17 protein-coding genes, 3 pseudogenes and 1 riboswitch are annotated in these 15,926 nt (G+C 34.9%); of the genes and pseudogenes, 7 read left to right on the top strand and 13 right to left on the bottom strand.

Features of this window, described 5'->3' with window-relative positions:
• Nucleotides 1-3: 3 nt before the first annotated feature.
• Genes LEUFL_RS0107135 through LEUFL_RS0107115 form a run of 5 tightly spaced genes read right to left on the bottom strand, consistent with a single transcriptional unit; the run spans nucleotide 4 to nucleotide 4,344 of the window.
• Entirely contained in the window at nucleotides 4-1,239 is a 1,236-nt protein-coding gene (locus tag LEUFL_RS0107135; protein ID WP_010008473.1) for an aminotransferase-like domain-containing protein, read from the bottom strand.
• Nucleotides 1,240-1,274: 35 nt separating this feature from the next.
• On the bottom strand, nucleotides 1,275-2,012 hold the full coding sequence (locus LEUFL_RS0107130) for an amino acid ABC transporter ATP-binding protein (RefSeq protein WP_010008472.1): 738 nt from the start codon (nucleotides 2,010-2,012) through the stop codon (nucleotides 1,275-1,277).
• A 2-nt stretch (nucleotides 2,013-2,014) separates the two neighbouring features.
• Nucleotides 2,015-2,719 carry an amino acid ABC transporter permease gene (locus LEUFL_RS0107125; protein ID WP_010008471.1) on the bottom strand — a complete coding sequence of 235 codons (705 nt, stop codon included), beginning with the start codon at nucleotides 2,717-2,719 and terminating at the stop codon, nucleotides 2,015-2,017.
• Nucleotides 2,720-2,772: 53 nt separating this feature from the next.
• Nucleotides 2,773-3,558: a transporter substrate-binding domain-containing protein gene (locus LEUFL_RS12005; protein WP_010008470.1), complete on the bottom strand. Its 786-nt coding sequence runs from the start codon at nucleotides 3,556-3,558 to the stop codon at nucleotides 2,773-2,775.
• 39 nt (nucleotides 3,559-3,597) lie between these two features.
• Nucleotides 3,598-4,344 (bottom strand): amino acid ABC transporter permease, encoded by a 747-nt coding sequence (locus LEUFL_RS0107115; RefSeq protein ID WP_010008469.1) that lies wholly within the window; start codon nucleotides 4,342-4,344, stop codon nucleotides 3,598-3,600.
• Between the two features lie 414 nt (nucleotides 4,345-4,758).
• Here LEUFL_RS0107115 and LEUFL_RS0107110 point away from each other — a divergent pair, with 414 nt between their 5' ends.
• Complete coding sequence (locus tag LEUFL_RS0107110; protein ID WP_010008468.1) at nucleotides 4,759-5,247, top strand: cupin domain-containing protein; 489 nt, start codon at nucleotides 4,759-4,761, stop codon at nucleotides 5,245-5,247.
• A 57-nt stretch (nucleotides 5,248-5,304) separates the two neighbouring features.
• Here the strand turns inward: LEUFL_RS0107110 and LEUFL_RS13575 are convergent.
• From LEUFL_RS13575 to LEUFL_RS0107095, 3 genes and pseudogenes are all read right to left on the bottom strand, one after another.
• A pseudogene (locus LEUFL_RS13575) lies at nucleotides 5,305-5,566 on the bottom strand (alpha/beta hydrolase).
• Nucleotides 5,515-6,141 carry an alpha/beta hydrolase gene (locus LEUFL_RS12000; protein ID WP_010008465.1) on the bottom strand — a complete coding sequence of 209 codons (627 nt, stop codon included), beginning with the start codon at nucleotides 6,139-6,141 and terminating at the stop codon, nucleotides 5,515-5,517. The pseudogene LEUFL_RS13575 and the gene LEUFL_RS12000 overlap by 52 nt, the downstream one beginning before the upstream one ends.
• 924 nt (nucleotides 6,142-7,065) lie before the next feature.
• Nucleotides 7,066-7,290 (bottom strand): hypothetical protein, encoded by a 225-nt coding sequence (locus tag LEUFL_RS0107095; protein WP_010008463.1) that lies wholly within the window; start codon nucleotides 7,288-7,290, stop codon nucleotides 7,066-7,068.
• 232 nt (nucleotides 7,291-7,522) lie between these two features.
• On the opposite strand from LEUFL_RS0107095, the pseudogene LEUFL_RS11995 reads away from it, so the two are divergent.
• The 4 genes and pseudogenes from LEUFL_RS11995 to LEUFL_RS13630 all read left to right on the top strand — a co-directional run bounded on the left by LEUFL_RS11995 (nucleotide 7,523) and on the right by LEUFL_RS13630 (nucleotide 11,034).
• A pseudogene (locus tag LEUFL_RS11995) lies at nucleotides 7,523-9,669 on the top strand (peptide cleavage/export ABC transporter).
• 17 nt (nucleotides 9,670-9,686) lie between these two features.
• Nucleotides 9,687-10,540 (top strand): annotated as a pseudogene (locus LEUFL_RS13250) (bacteriocin secretion accessory protein); the annotation flags it as partial.
• Nucleotides 10,532-10,834, top strand: a complete 303-nt coding sequence (locus LEUFL_RS13635) for a hypothetical protein (protein WP_506736943.1) — start codon at nucleotides 10,532-10,534, stop codon at nucleotides 10,832-10,834. The pseudogene LEUFL_RS13250 and the gene LEUFL_RS13635, both read left to right, overlap by 9 nt.
• The gene (locus LEUFL_RS13630; RefSeq protein ID WP_506736942.1) at nucleotides 10,780-11,034 is read left to right on the top strand and encodes a hypothetical protein; all 255 of its coding nucleotides are present in this window, start codon (nucleotides 10,780-10,782) and stop codon (nucleotides 11,032-11,034) included. The genes LEUFL_RS13635 and LEUFL_RS13630 overlap by 55 nt, the downstream gene beginning before the upstream one ends.
• A gap of 77 nt (nucleotides 11,035-11,111) precedes the next feature.
• Here LEUFL_RS13630 and LEUFL_RS0107080 read toward each other — a convergent pair whose 3' ends face one another.
• From LEUFL_RS0107080 to LEUFL_RS0107065, 4 genes are all read right to left on the bottom strand, one after another.
• Entirely contained in the window at nucleotides 11,112-11,366 is a 255-nt protein-coding gene (locus tag LEUFL_RS0107080; RefSeq protein WP_010008459.1) for a hypothetical protein, read from the bottom strand.
• 31 nt (nucleotides 11,367-11,397) lie between these two features.
• Nucleotides 11,398-11,697 (bottom strand): hypothetical protein, encoded by a 300-nt coding sequence (locus LEUFL_RS0107075; RefSeq protein ID WP_010008458.1) that lies wholly within the window; start codon nucleotides 11,695-11,697, stop codon nucleotides 11,398-11,400.
• Between the two features lie 280 nt (nucleotides 11,698-11,977).
• On the bottom strand, nucleotides 11,978-12,502 hold the full coding sequence (thiW, locus tag LEUFL_RS0107070) for an energy coupling factor transporter S component ThiW (RefSeq protein WP_010008456.1): 525 nt from the start codon (nucleotides 12,500-12,502) through the stop codon (nucleotides 11,978-11,980).
• 277 nt (nucleotides 12,503-12,779) lie between these two features.
• Nucleotides 12,780-12,877: riboswitch (TPP riboswitch) on the bottom strand.
• A 68-nt stretch (nucleotides 12,878-12,945) separates the two neighbouring features.
• Nucleotides 12,946-14,301 carry an MFS transporter gene (locus LEUFL_RS0107065; RefSeq protein ID WP_010008455.1) on the bottom strand — a complete coding sequence of 452 codons (1,356 nt, stop codon included), beginning with the start codon at nucleotides 14,299-14,301 and terminating at the stop codon, nucleotides 12,946-12,948.
• A gap of 215 nt (nucleotides 14,302-14,516) precedes the next feature.
• On the opposite strand from LEUFL_RS0107065, the gene LEUFL_RS10340 reads away from it, so the two are divergent.
• Together LEUFL_RS10340 and LEUFL_RS10335 are read left to right on the top strand one after the other, a co-directional pair.
• Nucleotides 14,517-14,864, top strand: a complete 348-nt coding sequence (locus LEUFL_RS10340; protein ID WP_010008453.1) for an AraC family ligand binding domain-containing protein — start codon at nucleotides 14,517-14,519, stop codon at nucleotides 14,862-14,864.
• Entirely contained in the window at nucleotides 14,852-15,322 is a 471-nt protein-coding gene (locus LEUFL_RS10335; RefSeq protein WP_010008452.1) for a helix-turn-helix transcriptional regulator, read from the top strand. The genes LEUFL_RS10340 and LEUFL_RS10335 overlap by 13 nt, the downstream gene beginning before the upstream one ends.
• Here the strand turns inward: LEUFL_RS10335 and LEUFL_RS0107055 are convergent.
• Nucleotides 15,285-15,692, bottom strand: a complete 408-nt coding sequence (locus LEUFL_RS0107055; protein ID WP_010008451.1) for a DUF2000 domain-containing protein — start codon at nucleotides 15,690-15,692, stop codon at nucleotides 15,285-15,287. The two genes, LEUFL_RS10335 and LEUFL_RS0107055, sit on opposite strands and share 38 nt — an antisense overlap.
• Between the last annotated feature and the right edge of the window lie 234 nt (nucleotides 15,693-15,926).

Here is a 15,926-nt window from a genome sequence, read left to right as displayed (position 1 = left end):
TTTTTAAAGTGCAGTTTGTTGTTTTATCCTAGCAGTGGCGGCTGCCTGAGCAAGGCGTTCAATACCAACTGTAATTTCTTCTTCTGTAGGCAATGTAAAGTTAAGTCTAAAATAACGCTCATAACCTTGCCCTGCTGCACTCATAATATTACCAGGGATAACGCCAACATGATATCTGTCTAGCGCATCGTAGAAAAGAATTGGATCAATATCATGATTGAGCTTAACTGAAATAAAATAACCACCATCCGGCTCAACAAATGTCATATATTGTGACACATATTGGCGTAATGCACGCACCATGGTTTCAGCCTTTACTTTATAAATTTGGCGTAAATAGTCAATATGCTCATTAAAGTCGTAATCATCGATTAATTGACTCGCAAGATATTGCCAATATAAATTAGCAAATGAATCAGCTACTTGTTTCACCAATACTAATCGATCAAAGACAGCTTTTGGTGCTAATAGATAGCCCAATCTTGAGCCAGGTGCCAATATTTTTGAAAATGAGCCTGCATATATCACAAGACCACTTGTATCCAATGCCTTAATCTTCGGAATGGTTTCAATATTGTTATAAATTAAGTCCCCATAGGGATCATCTTCATAAATCATGACCTGATATTGCTGACAAATAGCGTAGACCTCTTGTCGTTTTTCTAGTGACATCGATGTCCCAACAGGATTTTGGAATGTCGGAATTAAATAGAGTAATTTAATTTTGTGTGCCGTATCAGCAGCTAGTGTTTGCGCTAAAACCTTTGTATCAATACACCCATTTATCATATCAAATGGTAATCCTTGGGCATTGCCACCATAAGATTTAATGGCGTTCACTGCTCCTACAAATGTTTGTTCTTCTGTCAAAACAGTATCACCCTCATTGACAAAAATTTTAAATACTAAATCCATTCCTTGCGTTGAGCCTGAAGTAATTAAAACATCATTATTTTCAACATCTAAATTTTGATATTGAGATAATCGTTCTTTTATTTGTTCTCGTAAACGAGGGATGCCCTCACTTTCACCATATTGCATAAAATCAACCGCATGTTCACGATAGATTTTATCTGATAATGTTGCTAACTTCTCAATCGGAAAAGCCTGTTCGCTCGGATATCCGTAAGTTAATTTAATATAATCGTCAGCGCTTTGAATATGTTTGGCTTGTTCTCTCAATGGATTAGGCATTAAATTCGAAACGCGTGTTGCAAATTGATAGTTGGATACTGACATATCATAAATCTCCTTTTATACATGGTCATCATACTTTAATGCACAGTGAATCGATCCAAGAATGCTTGTGTGCGACTTTCTTTTGGATGTTCAAAAATCTGCTGTGGACTACCTTCTTCAACAATGACACCATCAGCCATAAAAATAACACGATCACTGACTTCATACGCAAATTGCATTTCATGCGTCACAACAATCATTGCAACGCCAGCTGCTTTAACCGCCTTCATCACTTTAAGTACTTCACCAACAAGTTCTGGGTCTAGTGCAGCTGTCGGTTCGTCGAATAATAGTACCGTTGGATGAACTGCTAAAGCCCGTGCAATCCCAATACGTTGTTTTTGCCCTCCTGAAAGCTGGGAAGGATAATAATTACCATGTTCTGGTAACCCAATCGCCTGTAGTAATGTTTCAGCACGTTCTTCTGCTTGCTGCTGACTATAACCATGAACCAAAATCATTGGTTCCATGATATTTTGCTTAGCTGTTTTATTTAGGAATAAGGCATAATTTTGAAAAACCATCCCCATCTTACGTCTCAGCTGTAAAACTTCATCAACACTAGCCTCACCAAAGGTCACTTTTTGATCGTTGATGGTGATAGAACCAGAATCTGCTATTTCCAAAAAATTTAAACAACGGAGGAAGGTCGTTTTCCCAGATCCCGAAGGGCCTAAAATGGTCACAACTTCACCTTCATTTAATGAAAGACTAACGCCTTTAATCACCTCATTGTCATTAAAACTTTTATGAACATCTTTTACTTCAATCATGACTACGACCTCCTGAGACTTTTATCCATACGACTTTCTAATAAAACAGCACCACGTTCGATTACAATGGTCATCAACCAATAAATCATAGCGGCGGCAATATACGCCTCAAAATATTTATAATTTGAACTGGCTGCTTGTGTGGCTGCAGAGAAAATTTCAACGACTGATACCAATGAGGCAATTGCTGTACCTTTAATTAAATTAATTAACATATTAATAATCATGGGCAAAGCAACTGGTAACGTTTGTGGTATTAAAACACGACGAATTGTTTGCATTTTGGTCATGCCTAGAGAGCGTGCCGCGTCAAATTGAACTTGTTTGACTGACTCAAACGCTCCTCTAAAGGCTTCACTCAATCCCACCATCGCCATGAGTGATAGACCAATAATGGCTAAAGCACTCATCGGTAGATCACCGTAACGTATTTGCCACCCCATCGCCTTTGCCAAATGATTGAAGTTTTGCGAAGCAATTAAGAAAACTACTAAAAATACCAAAATCAAGGGTACGCCTTTTAGCATCGTAATCAGCGTAGAAAATAATTGCGATAATATTGGTACCTTGTAATATCGAACAAGCGCTACGGCCAATCCCAACGCGCCACCAATAATCAAACTAACAAAAGCCATGTAAATCGTAACTGGTACATAGCGCACAATCTGGCTAACAACTTGAAATATAAATCCAATATCGAAATTCATCTGAAACCTCCATTAATCTTTGGGAACGTAATCACCCTTGAGCCATTTTTGACTTAACTGTTTGAGCGTGCCATCTTTTTTAATTCCGCCATGGCTTGATTAACGGCTTTCATCAACTTAGGGTCAGCTTTTTTATTAAACATAGGATAAGCACTGGAATGATTAACGGCCTTACCATAAACCAAATTTGTTTTAAATTGACGATTTAATAAGTCAATGGAATATTTTGGCGCGGGATAAACATTAAACTGATCAGAGTTAAGACCTTGTGCAATTTGTTCTACGGTATAAGTACCACGTGTTACGCCAAAAGCATTTGGATTTTTCTTCAAATAAGCATCTGTTAAAGTCGCTTGATTAGTTGAATTGGTCACATATAATTTTTTGCCTTTCGCATCTGCAAAAGTATTTAAGACACCAGTGGACTTTTTAGTTGCTAATAACGTATCCCAAATGGTATAACCAACACTTCCAAATTTGAAATCTTGTTGACGCTCTGGATTCTTTTCAATTTGATAGAAGGCCAACGATGTTTTCCCACTCTTTAGATTCGTAATCATCGTTGGAAAATCAGACAACGTTAATTTAAATTTATACTGAGGTAATTTTTTATCGATGGCTTGAATAACTGCAATATCCATACCCGCTGGTTGCCCGTTTTTGTCCAAGTAAGCAAAGGGCTGTCCATCATTACCAGAACCAACATTGATTGTCTGTACACCAGAAGCTGCCTGACTATTTTTACTTGTATGATGTAACACCATAACGCCAATAATCATTACAGCCACTATTGCCAAACCAATCCATAGACCTTTGTGATTTCCTGTTTTATTTTGCATATCATTCTCCTTTGACCACATGCATTGATTATTTTTTAATTAACTTGTTTTAGGATGCTCAATTACTGGCATTACGGGGTTAGTAGCAGCAATTGGCATTTGACGAGATGAGTAGTTGCTGCGTTTCTCTAACCAATGAAATACCCTTTCCAAAATAAAACTCAAAATGATAAAGATAATCATGGCGCTGATATAAGCTTCTACGGTATGGAATGTCGCTGTTCCCAATGCTTTTGCTTTGCCAACAACGTCTAAGACGCCAATGGTAAATGCCAACGATGTATCTTGTAGCAACGAAATGACCATCGTTGCAAAGCTAGGAATTGCAATCACCATTGCTTGAGGGAAAATAATTTTCATATACATTTGTCGTTTGGTATAACCAGATGTTAAGGCTGCTTCGCGTTGTGTTGCCGGTACGCTTTCCAAAGCCGCTCGAATAATTTCTGATAGAAACGCTGCCATATTCAGTCCATAAGTGATGAATAAATAAATAAGTGGGTTAACATTGTCCGTATTAACACCGATATAGTTTAAAAGAAATGGTAAACCATAATAGACTAAAAACATCTGAATCAAAATAGGTGTCCCACGAATGAAAGACGTAAATACAATAGCAACTTGTTTAAAAAATGGTGTATCTTCCATTCGAACAAAAGCAATTCCAGCACCAACAATCACACCAATAAGGGTTGATACAATCGTCAGTAGTAGTGTCACCGGCAAAGCAGATAAGATATCTGGTAGATATTGCCAAATAAGTTGTGGTTGGAACAGATTATTCATAGAATGCCTCCTGGTATATTGTACATATTATTTAATTTGTTAATATAAAAGGTGATAAACGATTTAAATAACAATAAAATAATTAATTGATTAAATATAGATTAAAAATAATAATACACATTATAATCTTGATAAACAATCTTTTTATAAATTCTATGCACACTGCACAATACGAATGAAAATCCTTTGGGCAATAATTTTTACTTTCTATCCTTTTTGGAGACACGCTTTAATATTTTTCGTTATTATTGGGAATGTTAAATCCCAGAATGATTTATTTTATGCAATATAAAAAGCACTAGTCATACAATTTGTTACTGTAAGACAAATGCTTATTTTGAGTTCTATTTAAGTTATAATTTGATTCTGGCACATCCGTTGTTTAAGATAAAAATAAAAGATCGAGGTTCTAAAATGAAAAACGTTAATGAGTGGATTGAACAATTACATCTAGTAGCTCACCCTGAAGGTGGCTTTTATCGTGAAAACGGTAAAAGTAACAAGGACATATCAACTTCAACTGGTTCACGGCCGTTGCATACATCCATCCTATTTTTATTAACTAGCAATAACCCTTCACATTTTCACCGATTAACGTCAGATGAAATGTGGTTTTATCATGATGGTGCACCCTTAACCGTACATTGTTTATATCCAAACGGTACATATGAAGCGATCATAATTGGTCCAGATGTCAAAAATGGTCAGCAATTATCATGGACTGTTCCAGCAGGTACAATATTTGGCTCTACCGTTAACAATGATTTTGCTTTGGTTAGCTGTGTGGTTACACCTGGATTTACATTTAATGATTTTGAATTGTTTACACAAGCACAATTAATGGCGCTTTATCCACAGCACACTGATATTATTAAAAAATTAGCTTACCAAGAGTTACCCTAACATTCATTTTTTAGCGTTTATCTGCTTCATCAATACAGCAGATTTGAAATAAAGTGATTACTGATTTAAAAATTCAGCAACTTGCCGCGTTACCGTCTGATTATCCCGAATTTGACTATGCTGAACGTGCTCTCCTGTAACACTCATTTCAACATAACGTTGTTTTTTGATACAAAAAACGTAAAGCTTGTGAACTAAAGTTAGTCACGACACCATCACTTTGATCACCTATATCACCAAAGATGTTCATGATGGCTAATTGCGGGTTTAAGTTGTGGCGATTTTTGTAAAAATACTTAAAATTATCATCTTGATACAATGGTAATTGTGTCTTTTTATTAATCCGATTATGTTGGAATTCTTTTTCATATTTGGATAATTAATTCCCATATTAAACGGTGCTGCAATTGTTACTAACTTATCTACTTTAGGATAAGCTGTCGTTTGATATGTTTTGTCCATATTGTATCTCAAGCCGACGTTGGCCCCCATAGAATGACCAGATAATGATATCGTTTTAATACCCTGCATTTTTAATGTTTTCATAAAATGAGCAAGATATTTTGTTTCATCCTTTTCCGATGTTTGCTTATCTGTAAATTCAAGCTGAAAGATATTGCCTGCTCTAGAGATTTGCTGATGATTAATTTTAAATTTTCCATCTCGATTAATTCGTATCACTTTTCGATTACGAATACTCAGCCGGCTTTGTGTCGCATCTGCAAGTTTATTGCTAGCTCGTGCGCTACTACCATATCCATGTAGAAATACTATGGTCGCATTTTCCCTGTGAACTTTTTTAGCACCTACAGTGTTCAAGATAACTACCATACTTGTCACGATGATGAGTATGAATGCTACAGTTAAAATAACCCACTTTTTTGTAAATGTCATATTTTTCTCCACGTTAAATTCACATCTGATAGTTTATCACGTAACATGTTTATTTTTATTATAGATGATTTGAGTGGGGATCATATCAGATAATTTAATGATGAGAAATATTTAAACAAAATCGCGACTCATCATTTTAGTTTTTAACATATGAATGATATTGGCTAGTTCATGAAATATAGATAACTTATTAGCTATGAAATATCGAATACTTAATAAACGTTTCCATAAAATAAAAACAGTGCATATTATAAATAATATGCACTGTTTTTTACTCTCAATTACGATGTATGTTAAGCATGCTTAACTTTCTGGATATAAGAAAGACTCCACCTATAACACCCATAAAAATTAAGTTATTTAATGTTGGATTTTTATTAACATTCATAGTTAATTTATTTGGTTGCTTGTCGCATAATACAGAAGCATACGATACTAGCAACGTCTCCATAAAGAAACAAATGTAAAATACTGCATTCATATCGGAATACGTAAATGTACTAAACTTGTGTTGATCACTTAGACTCATTAATACTATTAATACACATAAAACAGCTACTAAACCACTTGATAAAAATAATAATATTCGTGATAATTTTTTCATGAATGTTATCCTCTCATAATTAATTTTTCTAAATATTTTTATTACTTACTATGAAAGTCATCTGAAACAGACAAAATTGATAATGAACATACCAAAAATAATGATGTTAAAGGGATATTCCCATCACTAACCCATCCCACTAAAGTTGCAATGATATAAAATGTAAAGAAAATTGAATTTAATATTAAACTGAAATTGATTACTTTATCAAAAGTAATTATCATTTTTGGCTTTCCCTCTGGTATTTTATTTTTAATCATTGTGTATTAAATAAATGCAATATAAATGTTCCATGAAGATTTTATATACGTTCATACTCATCACAACCTATTCTTATTATCCCTACCTATGAAGACCAAATAAGCAATTAATATCATAATATAGTTTTGATCAAGTACATTAATAGCCTGAATCACACCTGCGTCCCCTAGGATTAACAGTAAGCTACAAATAACTATAGGAAAAATACCACCATTTACATTGGATAAAGCCTCATTACTCATAACCTGACCATATCTTAAAGTATCCCCATTATCCTTGTTCATAATTATAATTCTCTTTCTATATACCATTTCTCATCGCTGCGCAACGAATAAATTCAATATACATTAACTGATTATTATTTCATATACTCATGCATTGAACGGTCATTTTATAGCACTGAATGGTTAAAATCAACCATTCACCTCATAATAACGACCATTCATGTTTAACTTGTAAAAAATAAAATCTTCATTATAAAATGGAAATTGGCATTATTTTACAGGAGAGTATTGTATGAAAAGATTCCACTACATATCACAGCTAGAAGAAAAAGATTGCGGTGTAGCGGCTTTAGCCATGATTTTAAAACACTATGGTTCTGATGTTTCATTGGCTAATATACGAGAACGTTGTCAAACATCATTATCAGGAACAACTGCGTTGGGTTTAGTCAAAGCGGCTGAATCATTTAATATGTCGGTCCGTCCGATTCAAGCTGATATCACTTTATTTGATATGAATGATTTGCCTTTACCATTTATTGCCCACGTTGAGAAGAAAGCCCAATATTTACATTATTATGTCGTTTACGGTGTTACCAAAGATAAAATTTTACTGGCAGATCCCGACCCATCGGTCGGTAAAACATCGATGACTCTACAAGAATTTTCGGAAGAATGGACAGGCGTCTCATTATTCATGTCGCCTTCACCAGCTTACAAACCTGTCAAAGAAAATAAAAGTAGCATCCAATCTTTTTTGCCGATTATCCGTCATCAAAAAGGGCTCATTATTAATATTATTGCAGCTTCTTTCTTAGTGACGCTTATTAGCATTGCTGGTTCTTATTACATGCAACTAGTTATCGATACTTATATCCCTGATGGCATGTTCAATACATTAACCATTATTTCCTTTGGCCTGATTGCAACGTACATATTACAACAATTATTAGCCTTCGCCCGATCTTACTTATTAACCGTTATGGGGCAGCGGCTCTCTATCGAAGTTATCTTATCCTATGTTCGTCATCTATTTGAACTGCCTGTTAACTTCTTTGCAACTCGTCGAACTGGCGAAATTGTCACCCGTTTCAATGATGCCAATGCCATTATTGATGCTATGGCTAATACTATCCTTTCCTTATTTTTAGATTTGGGCATCACAATTATTGTTGGTAGCATTCTAGCTATTCAAAATATACAGTTGTTTTTGCTTTCCTTAATTTCGTTTCCAATTTATTTCTTAATTGTTTATTGTTTCATGAAACCCTTTGAAAAATTAAATCAAGAGCAAATGGCCAGTAATGCAACCCTAAGTTCGTCAATCATTGAAGATATTAACGGTATTGAAACCATTAAGTCTCTAACAAGTGAGCAAGTAAGTTATCAAAAAATTGACCGTGAATTTGTTGATTATTTAAAAAAGTCATTTGCACATCAAAAAAGCGAAGCTATTCAAAGTGGTATTAAACAAGCAACTCAGCTCATTATTAATGTGCTTATTTTATGGTTTGGTGCCAAGCTAGTCATTGATAACCAAATTAGTATTGGTCAATTGGTAACATATAATGCATTATTAGGCTATTTCACTGAACCCTTTCAAAATATTATTAATCTACAAGCCAAATTACAAACAGCGACTGTCGCAAATCGCCGATTGAACGAAGTTTACTTGGTCGAATCCGAATTTCAAAGCATCGAGTCACAAGAAATTCAATCAAATAATTCGCATAATATCTCAATTGATAATATTAGCTATCAGTATGGCTATCAAAGCAATATATTGACACAGTTCTCTGTCAATATTCCATTTGGTGAAAAAATTGCTTTAGTTGGTACGAGTGGATCTGGTAAATCTACACTCGCTAAGCTCTTAGTCAATTTCATATCGCCGACAACCGGCACTATCAAAATTGGCGACCAAAATATCCAGCAAATTAAACGTCAAAATTTGAGACAGCACGTCATTTATTTACCACAAAATCCATATATATTTACTGGTAGTATTCTAGATAATTTGATATTAGGTGCGCCTGAAGGCACGACACAAGAAGCTATTTTACATGCAGTTGAGCTTGCTGATATAAAAACTGATATCGAAAATATGCCTCAAAATTATCAAACTGAAATATCAGAGGATGGTGGTATGTCTGGTGGCCAAAAACAACGTATTGCCTTAGCTCGAGCACTATTAAGTGATGCGCCGATTCTTATTTTAGATGAATCAACTAGTAATCTAGATGTTGCGACTGAAAAAAGATTATCGATAATTTGCTATCACTTAAAGACAAAACAATTATTTTTATTGCACACCGACTGACTATTGCCGAAAAAGCACACCGTGTGATTTTTCTTGAAAACGGCATGATTACTGAAGATGGTAATCACACGCACCTCATGCATAATAAAGCGCAATATTATCATCTTGTGAAGGGTTAACAGCGAAAGGTTTATCTATGTTCAACCAAAAGCTCTTAGAAAGTTCGGAATTTTATAACAAACGATATCAAAATTTCACAACACTCATTATTTTTCCAACACTCATGTTACTCACGATTTTAATTTTAATAGCTTGTTTCACTCACAAAGAAATCGTGGTTAAAAGCACTGGTGAAATAGCACCACATAAAATATTAAAAACTATACAATCAACAAGCAATAATCCTATTATTAAAAACGAATTACTCACCAAGAAAGATGTACGTGCTGGTGAGTTACTCGTACAATATCAAAATATCGAAACTGACACCAATTTAAAATTACAATCATCATCTCTCCAAGATTTACAAGAACACGCGCAAGCATTAACATGCTATCAAGATAGTATCAATCAAAATAAAAATTTATTTCTAAGTGACGATCATTATGGCTGTTCATCTGCCTACCAAAGTTATCTCGCCCAGTGCCGCAGTGTAACAGCTGATTTTCAGCAACAAGTGGAAAATCAAAATAACGCTACCCAGCAAAAAGGCATTGTATCAGACGCCTTAGCAAAGAAGAATATTGCTTTAAATCAATATCAAGCTTTACTCAACGCCATCATAAATAATACAACATTATCATCTAAAAACGATTACTACACTATTTTTTCTAATTATCAAAATCAGATACAGGGCTTATCCGCAGTCCAAATGGATAAAGTAAAAAAGAAACAGTATCTAATATTAAGCAGCAAATTGAACAGTTAAATGATACTATCACTAATTACCGTACACAGTATGCTGGCATCACTTCTGAACACCAGAAATCAGATATACTAAAAGACAAAATAACCGAACTCAAATCTCAACAATTAGCATCAATTACAAAAGAACTCAAAGCTATTAATCAAGAAATTAAACAGCTGAGAATTCAGTACAATGCAACACAAATAAACAATAAAAATGCAATTGTCGCAAGTGAATCTGGTACCGTTAAGTTATTAGTTGATAAAACTAAGTTAGATAATATTCCTCAAGGTACCAATATTGCGCAAATATACCCTAATATTAGACAACACCCTGATCTTATCGTTAATTTTTATATTTCAACAAATGATATTTCAGCAATATCAGAGGGACAAACAATTCGTTATCATTTAACACAAAAAATAGTAAGCCTTTAACAATCACTGGTAAAATAGCCAATATTACGGCTCATCCAGTCGCAACAAAGCAAGGTAACTTTTACCAAGTAAGCGCTAATTTAGATCTTAATGCCAAAGATTATCAAACAATCTATTATGGTCAAGTTGGTACTATTAGTGTCATTACAGGAAAACATACTTGGCTTTCTTATATCAAAAATATATTGTTGCATGCGTAGTCATTCTTATTCTCTTAGGCTGGTTAGCTATAAAAACTAAAAGACGTCACTCCTAAAGAAGTGACGTCTTTTACTACTTAAATAATAAATCTAATACCCGGTAATGTATCATAGGTTCCAACATGTAGATGATTCTCAATTCTGGCATTAGATTTTACTGTCATAATGATATTATCTAGCGCCATTGCTGCATTATCTTCAAAACCAGGCAACGATATTAATGATTTGGCTTTCTCAATATCTTCAATCACTGCTATAAATCGATAACCACTGGCATCAGTTACTTTAAATTGCTTCCCTACCAAGCGACTAAGATCAGTTTTATGATGCATTACTTCCCTCCTCCACATTTTTATTACAAAATTAAAGTCGATTGGCTTTACCTGCTCTATTAATAATAATGCCATCAAAAGGCGGTAACTTATTGGGGTTCTTTTGTTTAATAAACCATGTTGAAACCTCGCGATTAATGGTGCGTTTAATATGATCTCTCATTTCATATTTACTAACATAATCCACATGGTCATCCATATTAAACTTTTTACAACCAATCCAGTTCACTACCGCTTCCGTATCAGTAACTGTAGCCGTAAAAATATCTTGTCCAAATACCTTATGTACCATTGCAAACTCGTAACCATCAACATTAAAAATTTTGTCCATGCAAACTCCTTTGTTTCTCTCAGTAAACTACATAATCTACACACAGAATACACCTTTTACAATCACAATACACGTGATAAGCCTTGAAAGAACGGGCTTTTGGGCTATTGCTTAACTTATTGCATAATTAGGATCATTCGAGAAAAATGGTCACAAAAAATAACGATCATAATGATCGTTATTTAAATTAATGACTAACACATAATATCTATTTTCAACCGGCACTATTTCACTTACATCTTCACTTACCTATCCGTAAAAAATAATTAAGATAGTGCTACTATTGATGGTTTAATAATTTTTGCCATCTCTTCAGTTGACCAGACTTTTTGAAAGTATACATCATGAGCCCACCTAATATTGAACCAACAACAACAGAAGGAATAAAGAACGGCATATAGTAATAAAAATGCTTTAAATCCAGACCATAAATATACTTCATAACAGGGTAAGATAACAGTGCGCCAATCACACCAACGCCCACTATTTCGCCAAGGACAGCACCCCATATTTTACCTGTTAAGCGATATAGCCATGCCGCTAAGGCCGGTGCTACTAAAATACTGACGACACTGGTTGCCGGACGAGCTTCAAAACTCATACGTGCCACTCCCGTTATTAAGCCAGACAACGTTGCGTACCATGGCCCTAATAATATTGCTGCAATAACATCAACAAAATGTTGAAATGGTGCCATGTTTGGAAAAATAATCATTGTCGATAGTGCATAACTCAACCCTGAAAGTAATGCGGCCACAACCATCTTTTTAATGCGTTGGGCCGATGTATTTATATTTTTGTGCATGATAATTTTACGTTCTTTGAACGTCCTTTCTCTCCTGCTCTCCTGCTCTCCTGAATTTGCTAACGATCCTTTTAGATCGTGTCGGTCGTGATAAACGTATCACCTCTCACCCCGCATGATAAAAATCGGGTTCCCTCGCAAAATATTTGAGATGACTCAAGTTAAGTGCTCCCTTACCTTAAGCTGAAAGCAGACGCTTTCTCATCTTTATGACATCGCCTCCTTAAAATAAAAAACGCCATTTAGCACACAAAAGTGACTAAACAGCGTATAGCATACGTATTATGAGTTACTTTCCTACGCTAGTATCACCTAGATCAGGTTCGAAGGGTCCACGATTGTGTCTCAGCTATAATAGCTCCCCTAGTAAATAAATATTCAATTATTGCATCTAGTATACCAAAATATACCGCATAATACTATTAACCATTGATTGCCACACATCATGAGGCTTGCTTGTTTAAAATGGACTCCATTTTTAGAATGCGGCGTTCCTTAAACACAAGATAGATTAATAAAAGAATAGCAATAAATGATGCAATATAAATTACGATAGATTCAGCACTCCAACCGAATTTATCAACTAAATTACCAATTAATGCCGTAGCCATAGTTTCTCCGAAAACATATTGGAAGAAGCCCATAAAACCAGTCGACAACCCAACCGCGTAATTTGGCACAGCTTCATTAACCATTAAACCAACAAGTGCAAGCGGTGCATAAATCAAGCTACCCAAAACAAACAACATAATAGTTATGACCAAATGATTACTACTTGTAAAGTAAGCAACCAAACAACCAGCCATACCAATACTACAAATTAAACATACTAATGACCGGCGACCTTTAATCAAGTCGGATAATGCCCCCATCAAAATAACACCAGGAACTGCTGATAACTCAAAGATACCAATAAACCACTTTGCCCATTCAACACTAAATCCTTTAGTAGGTAAATAACTAGGAATCCAACTCATAATGCCATAACGAACAATGTATATCATCATTGATGTCAGTGTCACTGCCCACACAACTTTATTGGTTAAAATATCTTGGACAAAAATTGTACCAAAAGATTTATCAGTCAGTGATGTAGCCGTTGGCTGTCCGTCTTCATCAACCTCTTCATAACCAGAGTACTCTGCAATATTCGGTAATCCAGCTGATTCAGGGCGATCCGTATTAATCAGTAACATAGCTGTTGCAATAATAGCTGAAAAAACTGAAGCTGTGACGAATACTGCTGTCAACGAACCCGAAAATAAGAACGTTGCTAATTGCACTGATGCCACACAGAAGAACGCCCCTGCATTATGAGCTGAAGCCCAAATTGAAAAGGCAGTACCTCGATGCTTTTTGGAAAACCACAAACTAATTTGTCGCTGACACGCCGGTGCCCCCATAGCTTGTGTTACTGCTATAAATAACATTAGAAATAAAATAACATAATAATTCTGTGTAAAACCTATCAGTAAGTTAAAGAAACAAGATAAGTATAAACCAAAAGCCAAGAACCGTTCAGTATTAGATTTATCCACTAAAGCGCCCATAAATAACTTAGCCACACCATAGCCGATACCAAACGTCGATAGTATAAATCCTACCTGACCTAAAGTAAAACCATATGCCTTCATTAGAGGGACCTGTTCCGTTGTAAATATCAGACGAATAATATAATATCCAATATAACTAAAACACGTCGCCACTAAAACACCTAGTTGACGTCTTTTGTACTCAGACTCTACCTTATGTCCTTCAATTTTAGGTGCTGACGGTAAAGGCTTTAAGAAATTCAACATGTCATGCCATCCTTTCAATATAATATGTCCCTGTTAGACATATTCTCTCTACGCTTTTAGCCTACCACTATATGTATGCGCTTACAACACCGAGATGATACACCTTTCCCGCTAAAATTGCAGTTGACCTTATCCCTATTTGTGAACTATACTGAAATTCCTTACGCTGATTAAGAAGCGATATTGGCATGATATGGATAAGACAGGGAGCATGTATGAGCATCACATATACCAAAGTGCATAATAGACACGATATGATTCATAAATTTTGTCAGTTTACCTTGCAAACACCACGATTTCAATTTCACGATACAATTTCAATTGGTTTTATTGAAAAGGGGCATTGTCTAGCCCATGTTGATAGTATCCGGCAACTTGGTCCAAATACACTCGTTGTTATCCCTGCACAATATGTCCATTGGTGTCAACCAATTGACCCGTTACATTGGCAATACCAAATGCTTTTTCTTGAGCCAAAATTAATGCAGTCTGCGACACATCCAATGGCAATTAAACTCACAACAATGCAAAGCCAGCAATTAAAAACATATTGCATCGCTTAGCCTCAGGCTCACAAGCAACACAACATGCCGAATTGAATCAATTAACAACTTTTTTACAGCATCATACATTAAATAATGTCGTAGATCATACAATACCGCATCAAGTCGACCCACGCTTAACAGAAGCCAAAAGTTATATCAAAACTAACTATGCCTCACCACTAAGCATGCCATATCTTGCCCATACAGTTGGTATGACACAATTTCATTTTACTCGTCTCTTCAAAAAGTACTATCATATTTCGCCAAATAAATATTTGGTGAATTGTCGAATTAATCATGCACAAAAACAACTGCTAAACGCTAATTCACAATCAATGGCGGCTATAGCTACTCAAAATGGTTTTTACGATGAAAGTCATTTCAATAAATTATTTAAACAATATACAGGTATTACACCCAAACATTACCAAACACAACTTAACGTAAAAGTGGTAAATCACCAGCAAAATGATTAACCTTCTTTTTGTCACCATATAAACAAATACCTAAAAATTGAATATCTTGTGTTTGCACTTTCTGAATGCTTTCAGTGTATTCAACATAATTTTGGGCCGTTTGGGCACAATCTGTAAAAGCAATAACAGAAATATTGTCAGTATTCGATGCCTCTGAATGAATTCCTGCAATTTTTTCGGCATTACTTTTTAAGACTGGGATGGGAATATTTACAATGCCTGGAAAAAGGATGCCTTCTTGACTCACTATATCATCCCCATTAATTTCAGGATGCAGCTTACCTAAAGCGGCACCAAGAATAGCTCCCGTATTAGCAATAATCCCTAAAGGTAATTCAGGGTCTATAATCAAAACACATTTTGTTGACATCACATCAACTCCTTTAGCTTAGTATATTAACCATTAAACACTGATTTTAAACTTTTAAATTGTATAAAATTGCTATTATTTTAACAAAAAAGTAAACTAACCGACTTATCTTTTTATATCATCGTGCGCTAATATATCAATCTCACTCAGTAAGGCATTTAATCGATGATTACTGACTTGAACTATATCGCACATCCAACTCTTTAAATAAAAATGGTCAATAAAAAGCACACA

Origin of the sequence: Leuconostoc fallax KCTC 3537, assembly GCF_000165675.1 — a bacterium.
Classification (GTDB): Bacteria; Bacillota; Bacilli; order Lactobacillales; family Lactobacillaceae; genus Leuconostoc_B; species Leuconostoc_B fallax.
This window is presented reverse-complemented; position numbering and strand designations above follow the sequence as displayed.